Genomic DNA, 23001 nt, shown 5'->3' on the forward strand with positions numbered 1-23001 from the left:
CACCAGGAGCACCGATGACCCCCGCCAGCCGCCGCTTTCCCCGACTTGCGCTGGCAGCAGCGTCCGCCGTCGTCGTACTTGCCGGCATGACCGCCTGCACCGGTACCAGCCCGGCGGAGGCACCCAGTGCCGCTCCGCAGGCCGGAACCACCTCATCCGCCGGAGCGGAAGTTATTGGTGACGTTCCCGGGGACCTGCTGCCCTATTACAGCCAGGAGGTCAGCTGGGGAGAGTGCGAACCGGGCGCCGGGGACGGTTTCCGGTGCGCCACGGTGGACGTGCCCATGAACTACGCGGATCCGGCCGGGGAAAGCATCGAGCTCGCAGTCATTCTTGCGGAATCCGACGGCGACGCGCAGGGAACCGTCCTCGTCAATCCCGGTGGCCCCGGCGGGTCGGGGTACGAAACGGTCAGCGAGAACCTGCAGGGTGTCACCACGGAGCGGCTCCGCGGTAATTTCAACGTCCTGGGCTTCGATCCCCGCGGTGTCGGCCGCTCCACGCCGGTGGAGTGCCTGGCCGACGAAGAGCTGGACGAGGAGCGGGCGGAATACCTGGACCCCGCCACGCCGGAGGGGCTTGCCGCTTCCCGGGCCAGCGCCAAGGAGTTCGCGGACAAGTGCGCTGAAAACACCGGAGCTGCCCTGGGCTTCGTGGACACCGTCAGCGCAGCCCGGGACATGGACATCCTGCGGGCCGTCGCCGGTGACGGGAAGCTGAACTATCTGGGCTTTTCCTACGGCACCTACCTCGGCGCAACCTACGCCGAGCTCTTCCCCGGCAATGTGGGCAGGATGGTGCTCGACGGCGGACTCGATCCGTCATCGAGCAACGAGGAAATCACCCTGGGGCAGGCGAAAGGGTTTGAGAAGGCCATCCGCGCGTATGTCGAGGACTGCCTGTCCTCCAGCAACTGCCCGCTGTCCGGCACGACGGATGAGGCCGTCGAGACGATCCGGGCTTTGATCGCCTCGGTGGAAGAGAGCCCGATGACGGCCAAAGACGGCCGAACGGTAACGGTCTCCACCTTCGTCAGCGGCTTCATCCTGCCGCTGTACAACGACCAGAGCTGGCCCGCACTGACCGATGCCCTCGATGCCGCCCTGCAGGGAGATCCCTCCACCATGCTGTGGCTGGCGGACCTCGGCGCCGAACGGGAGCCCGACGGAACGTACTCGTCCAACAGCACCGTGGCTTTCAGTGCCATCAACTGCCTGGATTATCCGATGACCAGCGACGACCGGCAGATGCGCCGTGACGCCGAGGAACTCGAACAGGCATCCCCCACCATCGGGAAGTACCTGGGCTACGGCGGCGTCACCTGTGAGGCGTGGCCGTACGAGGCGGTGAACGAACCGCACGAAATCAACGCCTCAGGAGCCGCTGACCTGCTGGTGATCGGCACCACCGGCGATCCGGCCACCCCCTATGAATGGTCGGTTGCCCTCGCCGAGCAACTGGACTCGGCCACCCTCGTTACGTGGGAGGGCGAGGGACACACCGCCTACGGCCGCGGCGACGAGTGCATTGCCGACACGGTGGATGACTACTTCATCGACGGCACGGTCCCCGGGAGCGACGTCGTCTGTTCCTAGCGGCCGCCTCTTGCCGCAGGACTTAACCGCCCGGCCGGTCTTCGGCCGGGCAGTTCTTCGTGCAACCCCTTGCAGCCCTTACCCGCCCGACGTAATTTTTACTCATGCAGGTAAAACCGGTGTCGGTGACCGGAACTGCGCGGCGGCTGCAGATTATCGCCGGCACCGTCGCGGTAATTGCCGAACAGGGGTATGACCGGGCGTCCTTTGCCCGGATTGCGGAGCGCGCGGGTATTTCCAGCACCCGGCTCATTTCGTACCATTTTGCGGGCAAATCCGAGCTCATGGCCGCCGTTGCCGCTGAGGTCATCACCTCGATCGGGGTCTGGACCGGACGCCGGGTGGCCGCTGAGGAGTCCGCAGCCGGGCAGCTGCGCGCGTACATCGAAGCCACGGTGGCGTTTATTGATCAGCACCGGGATCAGATGGCGGCTCTGACCGGCATCCTGTTGGCCGGCGCACTGGAGTACTCTGCGGACGACGACGGCGCGGCCGGTGCCCCGCTGGAGGACATCCTGCGGCGCGGGCAGGCCGCGGGTGAGTTCAGGCCCTTCGATCCCCTGGTCATGTCCGCCGCCGTCCAGCGCTGCGTGGACGGACTTCCGTTCCTGCTCCAGCGCGAACCGGAACTCGATTGCCGGCGGTATGCGGCGGAGCTGGTCACGCTCTTCGAACTCGGCACCTCCGCCGGGCCCGGCCCGCCGCGCTGTTCAGCAGGAGAACAGGCGGGCGAACCGGCTGCGGACCGGGCCAGCGGAAGTTCGGCGGGCCGCGAAACCGGGGCGGCTGTGGACGGGGCCCGGTAATGCCCTGGCTTACGCACCCTGCCAGCGGCAGTTCACCGGCCCGGCGGCGGATGCGTGGAGGCCTGCGCCTGCTGGCAGGCTTCCTGCTGCCCTTGGCCGTCTTTTACGGGTTGCGGGCGGCCGGAGTAAGCCCGTACTCGGCACTGCTGGCCGGAACCGCGGCTTCCCTGGCGGACTCCGCCGTCGACCTCGTTCGGAAACGCCGCGTCGGGCCCGTGTCTCTGTACGTGGTCACGTTGATGGTTTTCAGCACGGGAGTTTCCCTGCTGAACGGTGACGTGCGGTTCCTGCTGGCACGCGGCGCCTGGGTGACGGGACTGTCCGGCCTGTGGTTCCTCGCCAGTGCCTTCACCCGCCGGCCGCTGGTATACCTGCTGAGCCGGCCCCTGCTTGAGGGCCGGTTTGGCTGGCCGGCGCACTGGGACACCGTATGGATCCAGGTGCCGCGTTTCCGCCGGGTGTGGCGGGTCACCGCCGTCATGTGGGGTGTTGGTCTGCTGTTCGACTGCGGACTGCGGGTGTTGATGGCGTACACCCTCCCGGTGGACAGCGTTCCGGTTTTCTCGGCGGCGTTGTCGGCCATCACCAGCGCCGCGCTGATCGCGGCTGCCAACATCTACTACCAGGTCACCGGCGCAGCCAGGAAAGGGTCCGGCTTCTATGCCGGGGCCGGAGCGGGGTCCGGCCCTCGTTTTGACCAGCCGCCCTGCACCAGATAAAGTTGTTCCTTGTGGATTCTGGCCGTTAGCGGATAGATGAAGCCCGCCTCCTTAGCTCAGTTGGTAGAGCGTCTCACTCGTAATGAGAAGGTCGCCAGTTCGATTCTGGCAGGAGGCTCCACAGGAAAGCCCCTGGAACTTGCTGAAGTTCCAGGGGCTTTTTGGGTCAGCGGCCCGGAAAGGGCGGCCCGGAGCTTAGGCGAAGTCGGCAGCCTGCGACGTTACCTGCCGTTCCCGGGCCGCTGCAAACGCTAAACGCCGGCTGGCAGGCTCACGGGTTATCGAGCGGTGCAGTGGGCTTAACAGCCGGACGCCGGGCCGCGAGCATCGCCTTGATGCGTTCCTCGGCGTCGGGCGCGGGATCGGCCGCTGCGACATTGGCTTCCTCCACGGCGCGCAGGACTTCCTGCCGCTGGATTTTGACTCCCCGGGGAGCATCAATGCCAATCCGGACGCCGTCGCCCCGCCCCTCAAGGACGGTAATGACGATGTCATCTCCAATGAGGATTTGTTCGCCTGACTTGCGCGTTAGGACCAGCATTGGCCCACTCTATCCCACGCCCCGGTCCCCGCAGCGGAAAGCGAACCCCTCACGGCAGCACCGGAGCGGGAGCCGGGCTTCCGTCGAGCCACCCGATGGGCAGGCCGATCGAGTTCACCGTCTGCGGGGTTGCCGTAGCTTCCAACCCTTCAACGGCGAGCGCCTCGACGTTGGCAGCTGACCTTATTGCGCCGACCCAGGCCGCCGTGTCATCAGGTTTTCGGCCCGCATCGACTGCCACCCAGAGCTGGTCAGCCGACAATGCGGCGACCAGCGTCGCGTGCCGTCCCAGTTCGGTGGCGCCCCGGCCCAAGCTGTAGGCGAGGAAGATTCCGTAACCGCCCATCACTCCGGCTGCCCGCGCCGCCGCCACCGCGCGCCGGTCGCCGGCACGGACGACGTCGTCGGGCGCCACCAGGCCTGCTGCCCGGACACCCGAGGCGCCGGCCCCCACTGCCCGTGACATGGACCGGCAGACTTCGAGCGCGTCATCGCCCAATCCCACAACGATCACGAGGTCGCCTGCACCGGATAGCGGGGCGGGGGAGGGGGCGGGCCGGAGGCGGTTCAGCGGTTCCGCAGCAGGAATCAGGGCCACTGGTTCCACGGGAGCGTCCGCGGTCTCCGTGCTGAAGGTCAGCGTGTCCATAAGCTCCGCGAAAGCCGGTGATGCCGTGGATACGGCCGTACTGCTGTCGGCGGACGGATCCCGCAGGCGCGCTTCGGCCTTCTCGGCACGGTCGAGAAGCGCCAACAGCCCTGCGTCCCTGTGCGCGTCGGGCTCGCCGGCTGCACGGCGGCGTCCGCGCGGCGGCAGCTCGACCGTCACCTCATAGTGGGCCCGGGAGAGGAAGCCGCCGATGCCTCCGACTGTTACTTTTTCCGCGGCGATAATCCGGGCACGCGGGCCGTGTTCGGCCAGCACCTTCGCCTTTAGCGCGTCAATCGACGGGCCCTCAAGCTGAAATCGTCTCGGTTCCACGGACCACCCCCACTGTTTCAATGCTGACATTAGCCGCTGTTACTTCCGAATACGACAGGACGGGCAGCCCCCCGGTTTGCGGAGCCACGAGCCGGCGGATGGCTGGCCGCAGGGCCGGCGCACACACCAGCACTGCCGCATAGCCGGCGTTTTCCGCTGCCGCAACGGCGGCTTTCAGCGACGCCGTGACCGCATCAATGCGAGCCGGATCCAGCAGGATTTGTGTGCCCTGGTCCGACGGACGCAGGGCTTCCAGCATGGTCTGTTCCAGGCCCGGATCGATCATGATGACCCGCAGCACGTTCCGGTCAATGTACTGGGAGGCTAGGGCCGGCCCCAGCGCCTGGCGGGCGGCCTCCACCAGCTGTTCGGGATCCGGGGAAACCTTGGCGCGCAGCAGCAGCGACTCATAGATCCGGGGCAGGTCGTTTATGGGAATCTGTTCAGCCAGCAGTCCCTGGAGGACGCGCTGGACCTCGGCCAGTGACATGACGCCCGGGATCAGTTCGTCCACCGCTGAAGGGCTCACCTGCTTCACCCCTTCGGTCAGCACACGCACATCCTCGCGGGACAGGAGCCGGGCGGCGTTGGCCGTGATGACCGCGGAAAGGTGGGTGACCAGGACGGAGACCCGGTCGATCACTGTGGCCCCGGACATCTCCGCGGCATGCCGCATCTCGTTCGGCACCCACTTTCCGGCGAGACCGAAGACCGGTTCCACGGTGGCTGTTCCGGGCAGGCCCTCAAGGTGGTCCCCCAGCGCGAGGACTTTTCCGGCCGGCGCTTCGCCGCGTCCGGCCTCCACTCCGGCAATGCGGATGACATACGTGGCGGATGGCAGATCAACGCTGTCCCGGGTGCGGACGGGCGGCACCACGATGCCCAGTTCCAGGGCGATCTTCCGCCGCAGCGAGCGGACCCGGGCCAGCAGGTCGTCGGACCCTCCGGTCACGATGCCCACCAGATCCGGGGCCAGCATGATCTCCAACGCATGGACCCGCATCTGCTCGATCAGGTCCTCGGTGGTTTCCGCCGGGGGTTCGTTGAGCCGGGCGAGGGCTGTTTCCTTCTCGGCTTCCTCCGCGGCTTCGCTGACCTTGATCCGCTGGGAAATAAAAATCAACAGCGCACCAATGATGATGAACGGAATTTTCGGCATCCCCGGGATCAGTGCCATCACGATCGCGGCCCCTCCGGCGATCATCAGCGCGTTGCGTGACTGGCTCAGCTGGGCCGACGCCGTGGAGCCCATGTCCGATTCGGCGTTGGACCGGGTCACGATCATGCCGGTGGAGACCGCCATGAGCAGCGCCGGAATCTGAGTGACCAGGCCGTCACCGATCGTCAGGAGGCTGTAGGTGCTGACCGATTCGCCGATGTCCATGCCCCGCTGCAGCATGCCGATCGCGATGCCGCCTACGAGGTTGATGATGATAATGATCAGACCGGCGATGGCGTCGCCCTTAACGAATTTGGAGGCACCGTCCATGGCGCCGTAGAAGTCGGCTTCGGCTGATACCTCCGCCCGCCGTTCCCTTGCCTGGGTGTCAGTGATCAGCCCGGCGTTCAGGTCAGCGTCGATCGCCATCTGCTTGCCGGGCATGGCGTCCAGGGTGAAGCGGGCCCCTACTTCGGCTACCCGTTCCGCTCCCTTGGTGACCACGACAAACTGGATGACAACCAGGATCAGGAAGATCACTGCACCGATGATTAGTGATCCGTCCACAGCCACGTGCCCGAAAGCCTCGATCACCTGCCCGGCGTACCCCTCCCCCAGTACCAGCCGGGTTGACGCAACGTTGAGGCCCAGCCGGAACAGGGTGGCTACGAGCAGCAGCGACGGAAAGACGGAGAAGTCCAGCGGCTTGCGCACGAACATGGTGGTCAGCAGGACAACCAGTGCCAGCAGGATGTTGATGATGATCAGGATGTCCAGCAGATAGGCCGGGACCGGGACAACCAGCAGCAGGATGATGCCGATGACGCCTACGGGTACTGCCATCTTGACGAGGTTCGACTTCACGTCGCCGCCTTAGGGTGGATGGGGCTGGGAGCAGCTTGGGGTGTTTGGGGAGCCATGGTGTGAACGCCGGCTGCGGAACCGCGGCTCTTTAGAGCCATGACAAAGGCCAGGATCCGTGCCACGGCGTTATAAAGATCCGGCGGAATCTCCTGGCCCAGCTCGCAGGACGCGTGGAGCGCCCGGGCCAGCGGAATATCCCGGACCATGGGGACCTGCCGGGACCCGGCCTCTTCGCGGATCCGGGTGGCGATGGTGCCGGCGCCTTTGGCCACCACCCGGGGTGCCGATTTGCCGGGCTCATACTTCAGGGCCACGGCCACATGCGTGGGGTTCACGAGAACGACGTCGGAGTCCGCGACTGCGGCAATCATCCGGTTGCGGCTCATCGCCAGCTGCCGGGACCGGCGCTGGGACTTGATCAGGGGGTCGCCTTCCATATTCTTGTTTTCATCTCTGACTTCCTTGAGCGTCATTCGGGTCTTTTTCCGGTTCCGTTTCTGCACGACGAAAATATCGGCGACGGCAAGGACAAGCCCGGCCGCCACCGCAGCCTGCAGCAGTGACGCCGTTCCCCCGGCAGCCGCTTCCAGGACTGACGCCACCGGCAGCCCCCCGGCGGTGGAAAGGACCGGCATGAGACCCTGGATCACCACGTACAGGACCACCCCGACGACGGCGGTCTTCAGCAGGGCTTTCACCCCCTGCCACAGCGCCTGCGTGCCGAACACGCGTTTCATTCCCGTGACCAGGTTGAACTGCTCAAATTTGCCTTTGAACTTCTTGAAGTGGATACCGCCCTGCAGCGCGGCGGTCAGGAGCACGGCGGCCGACACGACGCCCAGCAACGGCCCCAGGATAAATCCGAGGGCACCGAGCCCTTCGCCGAGCAGGGTCACGGCCAGCCTCGGGTCGGGGCTCTGCGTGATGGTGTCGATCCCGAGCAGACCCTCGGAGCCTGCCTGCGCCCCGCGGTCAATAGTCATGGGCATCATCACCGCCGCCATACCCACCCCCACCCATGCGGTGAGATCCTCTGAGCGGGACAGCTGCCCTTTGGAGCGCACCTCCTTCATGCGTTTAGGGGTGGCCTGCTCAGTGCGTTCGCCGGTACCTTCCTCCGCCACTAGCCAACCCCCGTCAGAGCCCGCACGATTTGCTGCACGATGGCAGACACGATGCGGGGCAGGGCAACGAACACGACTCCGGCCAGGGTCAGCGTCAGGAAGATCTTCAATGGAAAGCCAAGGGCGAACGCGTTCAGGGCCGGCGCCACGCGCGTGAGCAGCCCCAGCCCGGCATCCGCCAGAAAAAGGACTACGAGCAGCGGTCCGGCGATCTGCACCGCTGCCACGAACATCTGGGAGACCCCCGCCGCCAGGGCCGAGACCGGGCTCGCCAAATCGATGCCGCCGCCCAGCGGCAAGGCCGTGAAACTGCGCACCAGTCCGCCGATAATCAGCTGGTAACCGTCCGATGCGAACAGCAGCGCCAGTGCCGCCATTTGGAAAAGCCGGGTGAACTGGGCTCCGTTGACCATGGACTGGGGATCGAACCCCTGGGCCAGACTGAACCCGCCGAACAGGTCGATCAGGTTTCCCGCGGACTGCAGTGCGGAGAAAATGACCAGCACCAGGAAACCCAGCACAAATCCCACGCCCAGTTCCAGGACCAGCGCGGTGAAGTACGCTGCCGTCCCCAGCGAGGTGTAGCCGTCACTGGCCACCGGAGCGACCGCAAGGGCCAGGCCAATGCCGAGCATGGCTTTGACCCGTGCGGGGATCGCGTTGTAGGAAAAGGGGGCGCCACCACCAGGAACGCGACCATTCGCGCACCGGCCAGCATGACGGCTTCCAGCCATTCCTGGTTGACGCTGATGCCCATCTCAGCCGCCGCCCAGCAGCTGCGGAATCTTGGCGAACATTTCGTTGGTGAACGAAACCATCTCCGCAATCATCCAGTGGCCGCAGACCAGCAGGGCAACCCCGACAGCGATGGCCTTGGGCACGAAGGACAGCGTGACTTCCTGGATTTGGGTGATGGACTGCACCAGCGACACGGCGAACCCCACCACAAGGGCGGTAATGAGCACGGGTGCCGACAGCTTGGCCGCGATCCAAAGCCCCTGCAGACCGATGTCGAGGACGGCGTTGGTATCCATCAGGTGCCGCCCTGATAACTGTTGACCAGGGACGTGATGATCAGTCCCCACCCGTCAACGAGGATAAAAAGCAGAATCTTGAACGGCAGGGAGATCATCACCGGCGGCAGCATCATCATGCCCATGGACATCAGCGCCGCCGAGACCACCAGGTCAATCACGAGGAAAGGAATGAAGATGACAAAACCGATGATGAAGGCGGCGCGCAGCTCCGAAATCATGAACGCGGGAATCAGCGTCAGCAGCGGGACGTCCTCAGGGCTATCCGGGTTTTCACGGTCCGCGGCGCGGGTCATCAGCGCCACGTCCTCTTCCCGGGTATGAGCGAGCATGAACTGCCTCAGCGGGCCTGATCCGGTGTCAAGGGCGCCCTCGAAGGTGAGCTCGCCGTTCAGGAACGGCTGCACGGCAAGGGTGTTAATCTCCGTCAGGACCGGAGCCATGATGAACAGGGACAGGAACAGGGCCAGTCCCGCCAGCACCTGGTTCGGCGGGATCGACGGCAGGGACAGTGCGTTGCGGGTCATGGCCAGCACCACGAAGATCTTCGTGAACGAGGTCATCATCAACAGCAGTGCCGGAGCCACTGAAAGCAGGGTGATCCCGATCAGCGTGACCACGGCGGTGGACGGGCCGCCGTCGGCGCCGTTGATGTCGATGCTCAGGCCTTCGCCGTCGTCGGGCGCGGCAGGGTCGGTGGGGGCCGCGGGATCGGCGGGCGCTGACGGGTCGAAGGTCACGGCGTGGGATGGGGCCGCGGCGGCCAGCGAGAGTGCCAGCATGACGACGAAGACGAGCAGAATGATCGAGAGGAACCCGATCAGCCGTGGCTGCGGCCGGCGGTAGGCGACACTCACCCGTTCCTGCCCCGGCGAAGTGCAGCGGCGCCCTGCCGCCACGTGGCCGGCGAGAGCACTGATCCTGCGAGGAGCGAACTGCCCTCCGGCTGCTGCCCGTTCAGGGCATGGGCAGGGCCCTCGGCACGGCGGCGCGGCCCCGTACGGCGGACCGGGCCGCCGGAGCTTGCAGCTTCCAAATACGTCTCGAAAGGAAGATCCTCGGGCTTCTCCGCTTCGGAGGTGTGGAGTACATTCACCGAGGCTTCGGTGACTCCCAGGAGAAAGCGCTGTCCGCCGGTCTCCACCACCACCACCGATGCTTTGGGAGTGATGGCCTGCCGGGTCACCACCTTCACGAGGGGTTCTGCTCCGGACACCCGTGCGTCCCGGGTGATCCTTCGCTGGAACCACCAGACCAGGGCCAGGACCGCGCCGAGCGAGACCAGGACCCGGAGGATGAGGGCGGCGGTTTCCACCTAGCTAAGCCCTTCGGCAACGTCGAGGATCTTGGTGATGCGAACGGCGTAGTCCTGGTCAATGACCACCACCTCGCCGTTGGCGATCAGACGCCCGTTCAGGAGGATGTCCGCGGGCGCTCCTGCGGAACGGTCGAGTTCGACCACCCGTCCCGGTTCCAGGTTCAGGACATCCCGGACGGCCATCCGGGTGTGGCCAATGGCCACGGTCAACGCCATTTCGACGTTGTTAATGCGGCTCAGCTTGCCGGCCAGCGCGGCGTCGCTGCCGATTCCGTGGGGAGTATCGCGCAGCCGGATGGCGAACCAGCCGGCACGGCCCTCCGGTGCGTGCAGTTCAAAAATCACGGTGGACGGGTGGCTGAAAAGCGCTGAAGCGTCATCGATCCTGGTGTCACCCAAGACACCGACGCCGAGGGTCGAGCCCGCCGCCTCCAAGGCGGGACGCAGGATATCGGCTTCCGAGAGCAACGGCGACGTGGAACCGGCAACGTCGGCGAGCGGCGTGCTGCTGTCCAGTACCAGCGCCAGGTCCGCGGACTCGGAGCCCACGAAGGAAGCAGTGACGGCCGCGGCTGTCTCTTCCATCGGCACGCCGACGCCGGGGTAGGGCAGCGGCTCCAGCACGATCGAAGTGGGAAGCAGGCGGACAAGCGCTGAGGCGGCGTCCGTGTGCAGGGATGTGGGGATGCTCATGTATTACTCTCCTCGGTACTGACGATGACGCCGGCAAGGCGTGAACCGCTGGATCCCGCAGCCGCCTGGGCCAGCCGGTGGCCCCCGACGGTTACGTTCAGCGGGCGGTGGCGGGCGTGTCCCAGATTCAGGACATCTCCGACGGCAAGGTTCAGGACCATTGCCGGTTTCACCGGAATCGAATCCAACTGCAGCAGGACCTCCACCGGGACGTGGGCGAGCTGTCCGCGGATAAGTTCCGCCGGGGCTGCGGATGAGCCGGTGTTTCCCACCGGGTCAAGCTGCGGCAGCAGCGCTGCAGCGGGAATGGCCACGGTTGCCGGGACCGCGTTATCCCCCACCACCATTTCGAACCTTGCCACGATCATGGGGTCGGCGGAGGCAGCTGCCTGCGCAAACTGTGAGTTGTATTGGATGGAGGCGGGCGTCATCGGCGAGCGCAGGAGCGTCCCCAGAGCGTAGTGCAGCCCGTCCAGCGCGTCGTCCATGATGCGTTCCAGGAGCGCCTGCTCGATTTGGGTAAACTTCCGCTCCGGGGTTCCCTGAGCTCCGCTGGCACCGAGCATGTGTCCCACCCAGGACAATGCTGCCGCGGTGGGGAACTGGATGACAGCCTTCGCCCCAACGTTGGGAACATTGAACAGAACCATGCCCGTGACAGCCGGAAGCCCCGCGGCGTATTCGTCGTAGCTGAGAATCTCGACCCGCTCACTGGTTACTTGGGACAGCACCCTGACTTTGGCTGTCAGTTGGGTGCCCCACTGCCTGCCGAACGTGTCAAAGGCCATTTCCAGTACCCGGGCATGCTCGCGGGCAAGAGTGGTGGGACGGCGGAAATCGTAAGCCTCCGGAGAGGCGGCGTTTGCGGGCACGCCAAGGGCAGTTGTTTCATGATGGACCGTCACAGGTGCCACTATCGGCACCGCCACCGGCTCCGTAAGCCGTTAGACCCTGCTTTCGGCGGACGGGACTACTGCTGGGCGGCGGGCGCTTGTCCGGAAACGATGCCCGGAATTAGTTGCCGGACCTCTTCTGTTTGTCCGGAAAGCACCACTATGTCCACCCGGCGGTTCTGCGCCAGCTCCTCAGCGGACGTGCCCGACGTCAGCGGCCGGGATTCCCCATACCCCACGGCTCGAACCCGGCTGAACTCGACTCCCGATTCCTCCACCAGGTAACGCAGCACCTTCACGGCACGGGAACTGGACAGTTCCCAGTCCAGGGCATTGTCGGTGATCTGGCGGACCTGGGCGGTGTGCCCCTCCACCGAGGCGTGATAAGCGGTGGGAGCGACGATGGGGCCAATGGTCTGCAAAACCTGCACGGCCTGGCCCGTGAGATCGGCGGCGTCGGGGGCGAAGAACATTTCCGAGCTCACCAGGCGGATGGTCAGCCCGCGGTCATCAATTTCAAACCGTACGGTGTCGTCCAGTCCCTGCTCCTGGAGACCGGCCCTGATGCGCTCCTGGAGCAGGGACAAATCCTGTACCTCCGCGGCGGCCAGGGCGGCCGGGTCCGCCGCGTCCGGAATTTCCAGTTCCGCTTCTCCCGCCCCGGGCAGAGCGGCATCCGGCTCCAGGGCTTCTTTGTCATCCACCTGCTCCGGTGAGGCAATGACACCGACGGCGGTGTCCACGGTGTTGGACTCAACCACGCCAAAGCCGGTGGCCAGGGAATCCCGAAGCTGTTCAAACTTCTGCTGGTCCACGGTGGACATGGCGAACAGGACGATGAACATGCACATCAGCACCGTCACCATGTCCATGTACGACGCCATCCACCGTTCGTCCGGGTGGCTGTCCTCATCCTCTTTGGGACGACGGCGCCGCGGGGCGCTCATGCCGCCTCTTTGCCGTCTTTGAGGCTGGAGTCTTTGGGCTCTTTGGCACCAGTCAGAGCGTGGGCCGGAACCATGGCCCGCAGCCGCTCGCCGAGCAGCCTCGGCTGGCTCCCCGCCTGCAGTGCCAGGACGCCCTCCATCAGCAGCACCATCTCATCGGCTTCCAGATCCGCCAGCCGCTTGAGCCGGGTGCTGATCGGAAGCCACAGGAAATTGGCGGAGAGCAAACCCCAGAGGGTGGCCACGAAAGCGGTGGCGATCATGGGTCCCAGTGTTGCGGGAGTGTCCAGGTTTTCCAGAACGTGCGTCAGGGACACCACGGTGCCGATGATGCCGATTGTGGGCGCGTAGCCGCCCAGCGCGTTGTAGAACTTGACAGGTACCTTGTCCGTCGCCGTCTTGGTGGCAATCTCATCTTCAAGCAGCACCCGCAGCTCCTCACCGTCGGTGCCGTCGGCAATATTCTGGAGGGCTGTTCGCATAAAAGGGTTGGTTGCTTCGCCGGCATCCTGTTCCAGCGACAGCAGACCCTCGCTGCGGGCCTTTTCTGCCAGGGAGACCACTGAGGAAATCGTCTCCCGTGGATCCGGGGTTCGGCCCGTGAAGGCCCGGGGCAGTGCCTTGATGGACAGGATGAAGTCTTTGAGCGTGCCGCCGGCCAGGCCCACGGCCAGAGTTGCCCCGAACACCAGGATCATGGGTGCCGGGATGAGGATGGACGTGAGGTGTGCTCCCTCAAGGGTGATCATCGCAAAGAGTGATCCAAAGGCCAGGAGCAGCCCGATGATTGTTGCGGGATCCATTACATTTTCCTTGGACGAAGTGGCGCGGTACCGCCGTCCGTCCGGCTCCCGCCGGACGGTGGGGTGTTGGACGGGCCGGGGACCAGTCCGAGTGCCGGTCCCGGGCGGACGTCGCCGCCGCCGCCGGCGGGAATATCCCGTGCCATGGAGATGACCCGTGCCCGGTAGGCGGCTATCAGTTCAATGACCTCGGCCAGAGTCTCAGTCACAATATATTTGGCGCCGTCGACCATCACGAGAGTGGTGTCCGGGGTGGAGTGAATCCGCTCGATGAGGTCCGGATTGATGGCAAACCGGGCATCGTTCAGCCGCGTTAGAACAATCATGAGCCCGTCCCGGTTGAGTGGCTGGCTTCAGGAGCCATCACTTCTACATTCGGCTTCCCGGCCCTCTTCGTTAGGAACGGCGAGCTTTCCGCCTGGACGGAAGCCCCACCGGCCCGTTTTCAGCAGGCCGGTGAGGCGGATCGCTTATCGCTTGAGGTTCGTCAGTTCCTGCAGGACTTCATCTGAGGTCGTGATGATTCGGGCGTTCGCCTGGAACCCCCGCTGGGCAACGATCAGGTTGGTGAATTCCTGTGAAAGGTCCACGTTGGACATTTCCAGGGAGCCGGCGGTCACGGCACCGTTCCCGCCCGCACCCGGTCCGCCGATGACGGCCGCGCCGGAGTTTGCCGTTGCGGCGTAAGAAGAGCCGCCGACCTTTTCCAACCCCGACGGATTGGTGAATCCGGCAAGCACGATGCGGCCCAGGGCCTGCTTGGATCCGTTGGAGAAGGAACCAATGAGGGTGCCGTCCGCTGCCATGGACCAGGAATCGAGGGTGCCTGCGCTGCGGCCGTTCTGGGCGGTCACCGCCACGGTGTCGACGTCGGCGTAACCGGTGATGCCGGAGAGGTCCACGGCGACGCCGTCGACGGTAAGGGTGGGGTTGGCGGGCCCGGTCAGCTTGCCCTCGGAGAAGGTCAGGGAGACGGGTGCTGCCCCGTCAGCGGACACATCCCATCCATCCTCAGTGCGCGCAAACGTGACCGGCACCGACGAGGAATTGCCGTTGGCGTCGAAGACTTCAAGGTCACGGACAAGCGTGGTGCCCGGCTCGGAGTCCTCGGGCAGGTTTCCGGCCAGCGCGGCGGTGGTGGTCGCCGCTGCCGGCGCAATGGCTCCCGAAGGAACCGTGATGTCGGTGAGCGCTCCGCCGGTGGCAACTACGCCGTCGGTGGCTCCCCAGCCCTGGACCAGGCTGCCGTCGGCCGTGACCAGGCGGCCGCTGGCATCAACGTTGAAGGCTCCCGCACGCGTGTACTGGGTCTGTCCGCCCTGCCGGGTGACAAAAAAACCGTCGCCGTCGATCATCAGGTCGGTGCCGCGGCCGGTTGCCTGCGCCGAGCCCTGGGCGAAATTGGTGCTGATCCCGGCGACCTGCACGCCGAGCCCCACCTGGGAGGGATTTCCACCGCCGGCGTCGGCGCCCGGGGCTGTGGCGCCCTGGGTGAGCTGTGACAGGGTGTCCTGGAACTGCACTGCAGTGGCTTTGTAGCCGGCGGTGTTGACATTGGCGATGTTGTTGCCGGTGACGTCAAGCATGGTCTGGTGCGAACGAAGTCCGGATATGCCGGAGTACAGGGAACGGAGCATGGGAAACGCCTTTCAACTACTGGGAAGGGGGGATGGGGAGGAACCGGACGGTGCGGCAGGGGCTTCCCCGGGATCCGGCGATGGAGCCGGAGGTGTTTCGGGGGATGGGTCAGGAGATGTTCCCGGCGCTGGTTCGGCTGGTGGGACGGCGGTGGCATCGACAACGCCGGAAATCCAGTCGAGCTGGATTTCCTTGCCGCCCACAGTGACGGCGGGCACGGCGTTGACGAAGGAGACCGAGGTCGCGACTCCGGTCACTTCGACGCCGTCCGGGCCGGTGTAGCTAACGGTCCGGCCGATCAGGGCTGCGGCGGAGGTCCTCATCTGCAGGGAGAAGTTCTCCTCGTCCAGCCCGGCCATGGTGGTCAGCTGCTCCATCATGGCCAGTTCCGTGGTTTGGGAAATCATTTGATTGGTGTCCATGGGTGAGCTGGGGTCCTGGTTGCGCAGCTGCGTCACCAGAAGGTGCATAAAGACCTCACTGTCCATGGTCTGTTTCGGATCACGCGGTGCTCCGGCGGCATAAACGCCGCTGGAGGGTGACACTGCCTCAATGGGCACGGGTGTTTCTCCTTAGTGTGTTCATGCCATGACGTCCAGGGCAGTGGTCCCGCCGCCGGTGACCCCGGAGCGTTGGAGTGGTGTGTCAGCAGGCCGGCCGGCTCCCCGGGAGCCTCTGCGGCTTCCTCGCGGTGGGAGGAAGCCGCCCGGCCGCTGCGGTCCTCTGCCTGCGCCGCACTGCCTCCCGACCCGTTCCCCGGGTGGTTCTGGTCCGAGAGTGTGAGGGTCGCAGGCATCCCGGCGCCGCCGCCGGCAAGATCCCGCCGCAGATCCGCGAGAATGTGCCGCAGCGCTTCCCGCGCCGTCTCCGTGGGCGCAAACATTTCCACGCGCACTCCCTCGCTGCTGATCAGGGCACGGACGGTCACGGGCCCCAGGTTCTCCGGAGTGACGCTGAGCGTCATCACGTGTTCCCCGGGCGCCGCGGCAGCCAGCCGAACCAAAGGCTGGGAAACCTGGTTCAGCAGCTGCGGCGAATGGACGGCGGGTGCGGGTACGGCGGCTGGGACGGCGGCTGGGAAAAAGGATGCCCCTGCGGGAGCGGGGACACCAACCGGCGGTTGCACCACTGATCCGTCCGTGGTCTGGACCTCCAGTCCGGCATACCCGGTGCCGGCGCCGGCGGAAACCGGTGCCGTCCGCGCGGTTCCACCCGGAGTCCGGGGTCTGCACTTGGAGCAGCCCCCGCCTGCACGGGGTGCCCGCCTGCACGGGGGTGCCCGGGGCAGGCAAAGGCGTGGCGGAGGCCGCACCGGACTGCTCTGACGCGGCCGGCGGTTCCGGCGTGCTTGGCCCGGTGACAACTGCAGGGGCCTCCGCAGTCCCGGTTCCCGCGGCGCGGTGACCAGGGACGGGGTTCGCTGCCGGGTGCGTTGGGAGGGCCGGCGGCGCGGTGCCCAAAGACGTTGCGGCCGTGCCGGGTACTGCGGCCGGCTCGGTTGTGGCGTCCGGGACCGGTGAAGGAACGGGAACAGCGGCGGAACCCGGCGGTACGTGATCCTGCGAACCAGCAGATGGCGGCATTCGTCCCGGTACCGTTACGGATGCGTCCGCCGGAGCAGCGGCAGCCGGCGCGGTTGGGAGAGGCAATGAACCCGGTACCGGCGTGTTTCCCTCCGGGCCAGGGGCGGTGAGGGAAAGCTGCGAAACGCCGGGAACCGAAGCGGGAACATCCAGGGACGCGGGAGATGTCTCCGCCAAGTTGGCTCCGGCACCCAGGAGTTCAGTGGGCACGTACTGTCGGGAACGCCAGTCGATCAGCGACCGGGCAGGGTGCTGCCAGCTTCCGTCCCCGGGCCCATATCGGCTTCGGACGCGGGTGCCTCCTGCACGTTACCGGTGCCGGTTGCTCCGGCATCGGTGCCGGCAGCCGAGGCATGCTCCGCCGGCGTGCCGGGAGCTGAAACCGTCCCGGCGGAGAGGTCCCGCACCGCGGCGGCAAAGGCGGCCGCCGTGGCGGGGTCACTTTGCCGGACGATGCAGGGCGGCCGTAGTCACCGCGGTGATGTGTTCCAACAACAAGCGGGGCCGCGCCAGCGTGCGTGCTCATGAGAATGCTCCTGTCAGGGAGGCCTGTGCCGCGCGGGCGGCCGCCACGACGTCGGCCACCGGCGCAGGAGCAGCCCCGGCAGCCTCGGCCGGCAGGATTCGGCGGATGGTCGTCAGGTTGGCGTCCGTTTCCCAGGCATCGCGGATTTGGATGGTCTGCCCGGGCTGTGGAGCGTCCACGGCCTTGCCGTTGCCCAAATAGATCGCCACGTGGCCGCCGTCGTGGCTGATCAGCAGGTCACCGGGCTGGGCCTGCGCTATCGAAGGCACTTCGGTTCCGGAGTTCATCTGGTCCCAAGTGACCCGGGGCAGCGAATATCCCAGGTCTTTGTAAACGTTCTGGACGAAGGAAGAACAATCCAGCCCGACAGCCGGGTCATTTCCGCCCCACACGTACGGCAGGCCCAGGTACTTTTGCACGGCGTCCAGGACTTTGCCGGAGGCGGCCGTTCCTCCGGTCCCGGCTGCCGTGGCTGCCGTGGCCGCGGCCGCCGGCTGCGTACCGGTGCCCGTCAGCGCCGCCAGGGTCGAGGCAAAGTCGCTGCCGTTCCCGCCGGCGCTCCCCGCCGCGGCGAGGACTCCCGGGGACGCTGCTGCCGGGGCTGCTGCCGCAGGTACGGCGGAGAGCTGCTGCAGCGTGCTGCGGATTTCCGCTACGCGTCCTATCGCATCGGTCATGCTCATGGCATAGCTTCCTTCTGCCGGCGCTGCCAGGCGGTTCCCGCGAGTTCGTCCAGAACGGTTTGTTCTGCACGCAAATCTTCGGCGGCCACGACACCGGCGTGCCGTGCCTCCAGTTTTTCCAGCCCAACCGACTCCGCCCGTGCAGCGGAGAAGGCGGCCTGCGCCGCGGCGGCCTCGGCGGCGTGCCGGGATCCCAGGGCTGCAAGGTCCGCCAGCATGGCCCGCGAGGAGGCCCGGGCTGCCGAGACGGCATGCAGCGTCGCGCTGTCTGTCGCCGCCAGGGGGCTCTCCGTCAGCGCCTGATAGACGCCCGCATGCTCGGCGGAGGTTTCCCGTACCCGGGCATTGGCTGCTGCGAGCTTTCCCGCTGCAGCTTCTTCCTGAAGCCGGCGCAGCCGGAGCAGCCCGGCCAGGGGAAACGTCCGGTTCATCGCTGTCCCTCCAGCATCCGGGTCAGCTGATGCAGTTGGTTCCACGCGGAGTCAGCAGGGTCTGCTCGTCCATCCCCTGCTGCAGGAACCTGTTGATCGCATCCTGGTGGTCCACTGCGGCGTCCACCAACGGGTTCGAGCCGCGCTGGTAGGCGCCAACGTCCAGCAGATCCTGGGCTGCCCGGCGCGCGGCCAGAACCTTGCGGAGCATTCCGGCCGCCTGGCTGTTCTCCCGGGCAGTCACCCGGGAGGCAACCCGGGAAATCGATCCCAGGGCGTCCACGGAGGGAAAGTGTCCGGACACGGCCAGCTTCCGGTCCAGCACGACGTGGCCGTCAAGAATGGAGCGGGCAGCATCAGCAATCGGCTCATTGTGGTCGTCGCCGTCGACCAGGACCGTGTAGATTCCCGTCACCGAGCCCTGTGCGCCGGTGCCGGCCCGCTCGAGCAGCCGGGCCAGCAGGGAAAACGTGGACGGCGGATAGCCGCGCGTTGCGGGCGGCTCCCCTGCGGACAAGCCAATTTCACGCTGCGCCATCGCCACACGGGTCAGGGAGTCCATCATCAGCACGACGTCGGAGCCGCCGTCGCGAAAAGATTCTGCGATGCGGGTCGCCAGGAAAGCGGCGCGCAGCCGAACCACTGCGGGCTCATCGGAGGTGGAGACAACGACGACGGAGCGGGCCAGACCTGCCGCGCCAAGGTCATCTTCGAGGAATTCGCGGACTTCGCGCCCGCGCTCCCCCACCAGGGCAATCACGGACACTTCGGCGTCCGTGCCCCGGGCAATCATGGACAGCAGTGAGGACTTCCCGACACCCGACCCGGCGAAGAGCCCCATACGCTGGCCCTTACCAACGGTCGTCAGCGTGTCCATCACCCGGACGCCGAGCTGCAGCGGGGTGGTAATCCGCGTCCGCTGCATGGCGTGCGGGCTTTCATTGTCGAGCGGCACTTTGGGTCCGCTGGCGATCGGCCCCTTGCCGTCAATGGGGTTTCCCAGCCCGTCAATGACGCGGCCCAGCAGCTGGCTTCCGGTGGGAACCAACAGAGGCCGGCCCAGCGACCGGGCGGCGGTTCCCGCCGACAATCCCACCATTCGTCCGTACGGCATGCAGCGGATGCCGTCGCGGGATGCCGCAACAACCTCGGCTTGGATGGCGGATGTGCCTTCCCCGATGGTGACGACGTCGCCAACTCCGGCATCGAGGCCGGTGATGTCCAGGCCCAGACCCAGGACGGACGTCACGGAGCCCACGCGGATGGGAGCGGCTGCCCGCACTGCGTCCCTGAAACCCGGCGGACGCCGGTCGGTTGCCTGATCGCCGAAGGCCGGCACGGCGCCCGCACCGGCAATGACCGTCATCGTGCGTCCGTCAAGAGTGCGGACCGGGCGCGCTCCACGGCGGAGGCCAGTGTGGCGTCGAGGTAGCCGTGGGTGAAGTCGGTGACGGCGTCACCGGGGCTTAGCATGGGGTCCGCTTTCAACCGGACGTCCGCAGTGGAAATTGTTTCCAGATCCAGGGCTGCCAGGTCACGCGGATGCAAACGCACCGAACGTATCTCGCTGTGGGGCACGCCGCTCAGGGCCCGGGCAAGTGCTGCCCGGGCAGAGGTTTCGGAGTCTTTCAATTCCTGGCCCAGCAGCGCTTCAGCCAGCTCGACTGCCGCGGCCGCGAGATCGTGCTGAAGTGTCTCTGCCGCCGGGAGCACCGCCTGTTCCAGGCTGCGCACAGCCCGGTTCAGGACGTCAACGGCACGGTGAATTTCAGTCCGCCCCGCTGCCAGGGCTGCTTCATGCTCGGCGAGCAGCCGCGACCGGACCAACTCGGTTTCGGCTGCGGCAGCCCGCAGCCCGGCAGCATAGCCGGCGGCGTGTCCGCGTACCTGCTCCTGCAGGCTGCCCCGCGGAGAGGTCACGTCCTCCAGCGCAGGGTACTGCATGCGGGAATAGGCCGGGGCAGGTTCAGCTGACATATTCGTCCTCATCCGTGTGGTGGACCGTGATGATGCCCTGGCCTTCAAGGTCGCGGATGACGCGCACGATGGTGGCCCGCGCTTCCTCGACCTGCGAGAGCCGTGCCGGGCCCGAGGCGTTGATCTCGTCGTCGAGCATCTCCCGGTTGCGTTCGGACACGTTGCTTCGGATGCTGTCGGTAACGTTGTCGGGGGCACCCTTCATCGCCAGCGCCAGAATGCTCACGTCGATGCCCCGCAGGATGAGCTGGACGTCCCGGCGTTCCAGCTTCACCAAGTCTCCGAAGGTGAGCATCCGCGAACGCACTTCCTCTGCCAGGTCGGGGTCGCGTGCTTCCAGCGCGTCCAGGAGGGCCCGCTCCGTGGCTGCGTCCGCCCGGTTGATGATGTCCACCAGCGGCTGGATGCCGCCGATGGCATTTGCTGAGTCACGTGCCGCTCCAACGGCGGCGGCGCGGTCCCGGAGCGTGTCTGCGACGATTCGGACGGCTTCCGGGGTTGCCCGGGACATTGTGGCAATAGCCTGCGCGACGTCGGCGCGCATGGTGCTTCCCAGTCCCGCGAGGATGGCCGAGGCGTGCTGCGGCCGCAGGTGGGCCAGCACGAGGGCCACGGTCTGGGCGAGTTCGCCTTCCAGGAGGGCAACGATTTGGGCAGGTTCCGCCCGTTCCAGGAAATCAAAGGATGCCCCTGCCAGCGAGGAGGCCAGCCGGTCCATAACGCCCGAGGCGCGTTCACTGCCGAAGGAAGCTTCGAGGATTCCCATGGCAACATCCCGCCCGCCGTGGGCCAGATGCTTGCCCTCGGCAGTTAGTTCGTGGAAATCCAGCAGGACGCGTTCCGCGACGTCCGGTGACACCCTGCGCATCCTGACAATTTCGGCGGCGATTTCCTGGGCTTCCGCTTCAGTGAACTGCTTCAGGACACCGGCTGCGCGGCCGGTGTCCATCTGCATCAGCACGATGGCGGCCCTGCGCGCGCCGCTCATGACAGCGACGGCTGCGGCCGCCGGGTCGATGGCGGCATCAGGGATCTCGGCCACGGCGGTGGTTACCGGGGCAGCGGCTGAGGACTCACTCATGCCTGCTGTCCTTCATCCATGAAGGTCCGCAGGTATTCCGCCGTGCGGGCGGGGTCCTGGCCGGCCAGGACATCCACTTCCGCCCGCTTGCGTTCCGTGGAGTCCTTAGCCGGCGGCAGCACGGGCAGTCCGGCAGTGTCGGTGGGGATGCTGATGGCAGTGGTGGCAGGCTCGCTGCGGCCGATCATCGCCAGTTTCGCGGGCGGCGCCAGCGGATCAAGTTCGGGCAGTTCGCCGATGTCGATGGCTTCCCGGTTCTGGCGGCGGGACCGCATGGCGTAGAAAACCATGGCAGCCAGCACGGCCAGCACGATTCCGGCGGTTCGGATGATGTTGTTCACGAGCTGGGCCCGGCGCTCTTCATCAGCGGCTTCCGCCGCAGCGGCCAGTGCGTCCTGGGCTTCGGCGGCGCCGCCGGTGTTGAAGGCCACCATTTCCACGGTGAGCTGGTCTCCGCGGTCCGCGTTGATGCCCGCGGCCGTTGCCACGAGGGCTTCGACGTTGTTCAGGTTCAAGCCGGCCGCTGCCTCGGTGTTCAAGGCAACGGAGACGGTTTGCCGGTTCAGGGCGCCGGCCGGGATGTCCCGGGTTTCCGTCACCTTGTTGACTGCATTGTTGCGGGTGCTCGTCTCGGAGTTGAAGGTACCGTCGCCGGCTCCGTCGTCGGGGACGGCTATGTTGTCCGGGCCCAGGACACCGGCAGCGCCGCCTGCGTTCCCGCCCGTATAGGCCTCCGTGGTGGTGGCCTCATTCAGCGCCGGAGCGTTCTCCGGACTCGCGAAGGACTCCTCCACCCGGTTGGCGGATTCATAACTCATGTCCGCAGCCACAGCCACGGTGGCGTTGCCGGGACCCACAACGCGGTCCAGCATGGTCTGCACCGAGGCGCCCACGCGTTCTTCATAGTCTGAGGACTGCTTGTCCGCTGAACCGGTGGCTCCAACGCCTACGGCTGAGAGGACGGTGCCGGCTGAATCGATGACAGCCACGTCTGTGGCATCCATGCCGTCAATCGAGGCCGAGGTCAGATGGACGATGGCCTGGATCTGATCTGTGCCCAGGGTCACGCCGTTGTCGGTCTCCACGAATACCGAAGCTGTCGGGTCCGCCTTTTCGGAGACGAAGACCGTGTCTTCCGGAATGGCGAGCTGGACGCTGGCTGCTTTGACGCCGTCGAGCGCTCCCACCGTCTTGGCAAGTTCGCCCTCCAGCGCCCGCTTATACGTGACGGACTGCTGGAATTCGGAGGAGGTGACGCCCATATCGTCCAGGAGCGAGTAGCCGCCGGTGGACGACGCCGGAAGGCCGGCGCCGGCCGCCTTCAGCCGCTGGTCATAGACGTCAGCTTCCGGCACCAGGACGGTGCCGCCGCCGCTGGCAATCTCGTACGGGACGCCGTCGGTCTTGAGCTGCTCCACGATGGTGTTCGCGTCCGCTGCTGACAGTCCCGAAAAGAGCGGGGTGTAGGCCGGTTTGCTGGCCCAGCTGACCAGCAGGGTAATTCCCAGCGCCAAGACGGCGACGCCGATGATGGTGATGGTTTTCTGCGCCAGCGAAAAGCCGCGCACCGTCGCGCCGATGCGGCCGAATGCGGCGTTCATGGA

Annotated in this window: 23 protein-coding genes, 1 tRNA gene and 2 pseudogenes; 4 read left to right on the forward strand and 22 right to left on the reverse strand. The window is 66.3% G+C overall.

Features of this window, described 5'->3' with window-relative positions; translation table 11 throughout:
- The first annotated feature begins 14 nt into the window (after positions 1-14).
- The 4 genes from OL239_RS18180 to OL239_RS18195 all read left to right on the forward strand — a co-directional run bounded on the left by OL239_RS18180 (position 15) and on the right by OL239_RS18195 (position 3241).
- A complete protein-coding gene (locus OL239_RS18180) occupies positions 15-1595 on the forward strand; it encodes an alpha/beta hydrolase (RefSeq protein ID WP_268910058.1) in 1581 nt (526 codons plus the stop codon).
- Positions 1596-1699: 104 nt separating this feature from the next.
- Positions 1700-2401 (forward strand): TetR/AcrR family transcriptional regulator, encoded by a 702-nt coding sequence (locus tag OL239_RS18185; protein WP_268910059.1) that lies wholly within the window; start codon positions 1700-1702, stop codon positions 2399-2401.
- Positions 2401-3120: a VC0807 family protein gene (locus OL239_RS18190; protein ID WP_268910060.1), complete on the forward strand. Its 720-nt coding sequence runs from the start codon at positions 2401-2403 to the stop codon at positions 3118-3120. The genes OL239_RS18185 and OL239_RS18190 overlap by 1 nt, the downstream gene beginning before the upstream one ends.
- 45 nt (positions 3121-3165) lie before the next feature.
- Positions 3166-3241: transfer RNA gene (locus tag OL239_RS18195), tRNA-Thr, on the forward strand.
- Positions 3242-3391: 150 nt separating this feature from the next.
- On the opposite strand, the gene csrA is transcribed toward OL239_RS18195, so the two are convergent.
- The 22 genes and pseudogenes from csrA to fliF form a co-directional block, all read right to left on the reverse strand.
- Complete coding sequence (csrA, locus tag OL239_RS18200) at positions 3392-3661, reverse strand: carbon storage regulator CsrA (protein ID WP_268910061.1); 270 nt, start codon at positions 3659-3661, stop codon at positions 3392-3394.
- 49 nt (positions 3662-3710) lie between these two features.
- Positions 3711-4643, reverse strand: a complete 933-nt coding sequence (locus tag OL239_RS18205; RefSeq protein ID WP_268910062.1) for a hypothetical protein — start codon at positions 4641-4643, stop codon at positions 3711-3713.
- Positions 4618-6645 carry a flagellar biosynthesis protein FlhA gene (locus tag OL239_RS18210; RefSeq protein ID WP_442864319.1) on the reverse strand — a complete coding sequence of 676 codons (2028 nt, stop codon included), beginning with the start codon at positions 6643-6645 and terminating at the stop codon, positions 4618-4620. The genes OL239_RS18205 and OL239_RS18210 overlap by 26 nt, the downstream gene beginning before the upstream one ends.
- A 17-nt stretch (positions 6646-6662) precedes the next feature.
- Positions 6663-7739 (reverse strand): EscU/YscU/HrcU family type III secretion system export apparatus switch protein, encoded by a 1077-nt coding sequence (locus tag OL239_RS18215; RefSeq protein ID WP_442864320.1) that lies wholly within the window; start codon positions 7737-7739, stop codon positions 6663-6665.
- A 50-nt stretch (positions 7740-7789) separates the two neighbouring features.
- Positions 7790-8547 (reverse strand): annotated as a pseudogene (locus tag OL239_RS18220) (flagellar biosynthetic protein FliR).
- 1 nt (position 8548) lies between these two features.
- Positions 8549-8824: a flagellar biosynthesis protein FliQ gene (gene fliQ, locus OL239_RS18225; protein WP_268910065.1), complete on the reverse strand. Its 276-nt coding sequence runs from the start codon at positions 8822-8824 to the stop codon at positions 8549-8551.
- A complete protein-coding gene (gene fliP, locus OL239_RS18230) occupies positions 8824-9606 on the reverse strand; it encodes a flagellar type III secretion system pore protein FliP (protein WP_268911819.1) in 783 nt (260 codons plus the stop codon). Before fliP ends, fliQ begins: the two co-directional genes overlap by 1 nt.
- A 71-nt stretch (positions 9607-9677) precedes the next feature.
- On the reverse strand, positions 9678-10139 hold the full coding sequence (locus OL239_RS18235) for a FliO/MopB family protein (RefSeq protein WP_268910066.1): 462 nt from the start codon (positions 10137-10139) through the stop codon (positions 9678-9680).
- Positions 10140-10835 (reverse strand): flagellar motor switch protein FliN, encoded by a 696-nt coding sequence (fliN, locus tag OL239_RS18240; RefSeq protein ID WP_268910067.1) that lies wholly within the window; start codon positions 10833-10835, stop codon positions 10140-10142.
- Positions 10832-11740: a flagellar motor switch protein FliM gene (locus OL239_RS18245; protein WP_268910068.1), complete on the reverse strand. Its 909-nt coding sequence runs from the start codon at positions 11738-11740 to the stop codon at positions 10832-10834. Before OL239_RS18245 ends, fliN begins: the two co-directional genes overlap by 4 nt.
- A 65-nt stretch (positions 11741-11805) precedes the next feature.
- Positions 11806-12675, reverse strand: coding sequence for an OmpA/MotB family protein (locus OL239_RS18250; RefSeq protein WP_268910069.1), 870 nt, complete (start codon positions 12673-12675; stop codon positions 11806-11808).
- Positions 12672-13478, reverse strand: coding sequence for a motility protein A (locus OL239_RS18255; protein WP_268910070.1), 807 nt, complete (start codon positions 13476-13478; stop codon positions 12672-12674). The genes OL239_RS18250 and OL239_RS18255 overlap by 4 nt, the downstream gene beginning before the upstream one ends.
- Complete coding sequence (locus OL239_RS18260) at positions 13478-13804, reverse strand: flagellar FlbD family protein (RefSeq protein ID WP_268910071.1); 327 nt, start codon at positions 13802-13804, stop codon at positions 13478-13480. The genes OL239_RS18255 and OL239_RS18260 overlap by 1 nt, the downstream gene beginning before the upstream one ends.
- A 144-nt stretch (positions 13805-13948) precedes the next feature.
- The gene (locus OL239_RS18265; RefSeq protein WP_268910072.1) at positions 13949-15115 is read right to left on the reverse strand and encodes a flagellar hook protein FlgE; all 1167 of its coding nucleotides are present in this window, start codon (positions 15113-15115) and stop codon (positions 13949-13951) included.
- Between the two features lie 12 nt (positions 15116-15127).
- The gene (locus OL239_RS18270) at positions 15128-15676 is read right to left on the reverse strand and encodes a flagellar hook assembly protein FlgD (protein ID WP_268910073.1); all 549 of its coding nucleotides are present in this window, start codon (positions 15674-15676) and stop codon (positions 15128-15130) included.
- The gene (locus tag OL239_RS20355; protein WP_442864176.1) at positions 15571-16428 is read right to left on the reverse strand and encodes a flagellar hook-length control protein FliK; all 858 of its coding nucleotides are present in this window, start codon (positions 16426-16428) and stop codon (positions 15571-15573) included. Before OL239_RS20355 ends, OL239_RS18270 begins: the two co-directional genes overlap by 106 nt.
- A 793-nt stretch (positions 16429-17221) precedes the next feature.
- A complete protein-coding gene (locus OL239_RS18275; RefSeq protein WP_268910074.1) occupies positions 17222-17908 on the reverse strand; it encodes a C40 family peptidase in 687 nt (228 codons plus the stop codon).
- Positions 17905-18339: a flagellar FliJ family protein gene (locus tag OL239_RS18280; RefSeq protein ID WP_268910075.1), complete on the reverse strand. Its 435-nt coding sequence runs from the start codon at positions 18337-18339 to the stop codon at positions 17905-17907. Before OL239_RS18280 ends, OL239_RS18275 begins: the two co-directional genes overlap by 4 nt.
- Positions 18336-19705 (reverse strand): annotated as a pseudogene (locus OL239_RS18285) (FliI/YscN family ATPase). Before OL239_RS18285 ends, OL239_RS18280 begins: the two are co-directional and overlap by 4 nt.
- Positions 19702-20316: a FliH/SctL family protein gene (locus tag OL239_RS18290; protein ID WP_268910076.1), complete on the reverse strand. Its 615-nt coding sequence runs from the start codon at positions 20314-20316 to the stop codon at positions 19702-19704. The pseudogene OL239_RS18285 and the gene OL239_RS18290 overlap by 4 nt, the downstream one beginning before the upstream one ends.
- Complete coding sequence (gene fliG, locus OL239_RS18295; RefSeq protein WP_268911820.1) at positions 20306-21304, reverse strand: flagellar motor switch protein FliG; 999 nt, start codon at positions 21302-21304, stop codon at positions 20306-20308. Before fliG ends, OL239_RS18290 begins: the two co-directional genes overlap by 11 nt.
- An 89-nt stretch (positions 21305-21393) precedes the next feature.
- Complete coding sequence (gene fliF / locus OL239_RS18300) at positions 21394-22998, reverse strand: flagellar basal-body MS-ring/collar protein FliF (protein WP_329609296.1); 1605 nt, start codon at positions 22996-22998, stop codon at positions 21394-21396.
- Positions 22999-23001 lie beyond the last annotated feature (3 nt).

The sequence above is a fragment of the Arthrobacter sp. ATA002 genome (assembly GCF_026898095.1).
GTDB lineage: Bacteria > Actinomycetota > Actinomycetes > Actinomycetales > Micrococcaceae > Arthrobacter_B.

What these genes read in the sequence shown, in the direction of transcription:
- OL239_RS18180 (WP_268910058.1), top strand. Translation starts at nt 15, where the DNA reads ATGACCCCCGCCAGCCGCCGCTTTCCCCGACTTGCGCTGGCAGCAGCG.
- OL239_RS18185 (WP_268910059.1), top strand. Translation starts at nt 1,700, where the DNA reads ATGCAGGTAAAACCGGTGTCGGTGACCGGAACTGCGCGGCGGCTGCAG.
- OL239_RS18190 (WP_268910060.1), top strand. Translation starts at nt 2,401, where the DNA reads ATGCCCTGGCTTACGCACCCTGCCAGCGGCAGTTCACCGGCCCGGCGG.
- csrA (WP_268910061.1), bottom strand. Translation starts at nt 3,661, where the DNA reads ATGCTGGTCCTAACGCGCAAGTCAGGCGAACAAATCCTCATTGGAGAT.
- OL239_RS18210 (WP_442864319.1), bottom strand. Translation starts at nt 6,645, where the DNA reads ATGGCAGTACCCGTAGGCGTCATCGGCATCATCCTGCTGCTGGTTGTC.
- OL239_RS18215 (WP_442864320.1), bottom strand. Translation starts at nt 7,739, where the DNA reads ATGAAGGAGGTGCGCTCCAAAGGGCAGCTGTCCCGCTCAGAGGATCTC.
- fliQ (WP_268910065.1), bottom strand. Translation starts at nt 8,824, where the DNA reads ATGGATACCAACGCCGTCCTCGACATCGGTCTGCAGGGGCTTTGGATC.
- fliP (WP_268911819.1), bottom strand. Translation starts at nt 9,606, where the DNA reads ATGCTGGCACTCTCGCTGGCCGCCGCGGCCCCATCCCACGCCGTGACC.
- fliN (WP_268910067.1), bottom strand. Translation starts at nt 10,835, where the DNA reads ATGAGCATCCCCACATCCCTGCACACGGACGCCGCCTCAGCGCTTGTC.
- OL239_RS18250 (WP_268910069.1), bottom strand. Translation starts at nt 12,675, where the DNA reads ATGAGCGCCCCGCGGCGCCGTCGTCCCAAAGAGGATGAGGACAGCCAC.
- OL239_RS18255 (WP_268910070.1), bottom strand. Translation starts at nt 13,478, where the DNA reads ATGGATCCCGCAACAATCATCGGGCTGCTCCTGGCCTTTGGATCACTC.
- OL239_RS18260 (WP_268910071.1), bottom strand. Translation starts at nt 13,804, where the DNA reads ATGATTGTTCTAACGCGGCTGAACGATGCCCGGTTTGCCATCAATCCG.
- OL239_RS18265 (WP_268910072.1), bottom strand. Translation starts at nt 15,115, where the DNA reads ATGCTCCGTTCCCTGTACTCCGGCATATCCGGACTTCGTTCGCACCAG.
- OL239_RS18275 (WP_268910074.1), bottom strand. Translation starts at nt 17,908, where the DNA reads ATGAGCATGACCGATGCGATAGGACGCGTAGCGGAAATCCGCAGCACG.
- OL239_RS18280 (WP_268910075.1), bottom strand. Translation starts at nt 18,339, where the DNA reads ATGAACCGGACGTTTCCCCTGGCCGGGCTGCTCCGGCTGCGCCGGCTT.
- OL239_RS18290 (WP_268910076.1), bottom strand. Translation starts at nt 20,316, where the DNA reads ATGTCAGCTGAACCTGCCCCGGCCTATTCCCGCATGCAGTACCCTGCG.
- fliG (WP_268911820.1), bottom strand. Translation starts at nt 21,304, where the DNA reads ATGAGCGGCGCGCGCAGGGCCGCCATCGTGCTGATGCAGATGGACACC.
- fliF (WP_329609296.1), bottom strand. Translation starts at nt 22,998, where the DNA reads ATGAACGCCGCATTCGGCCGCATCGGCGCGACGGTGCGCGGCTTTTCG.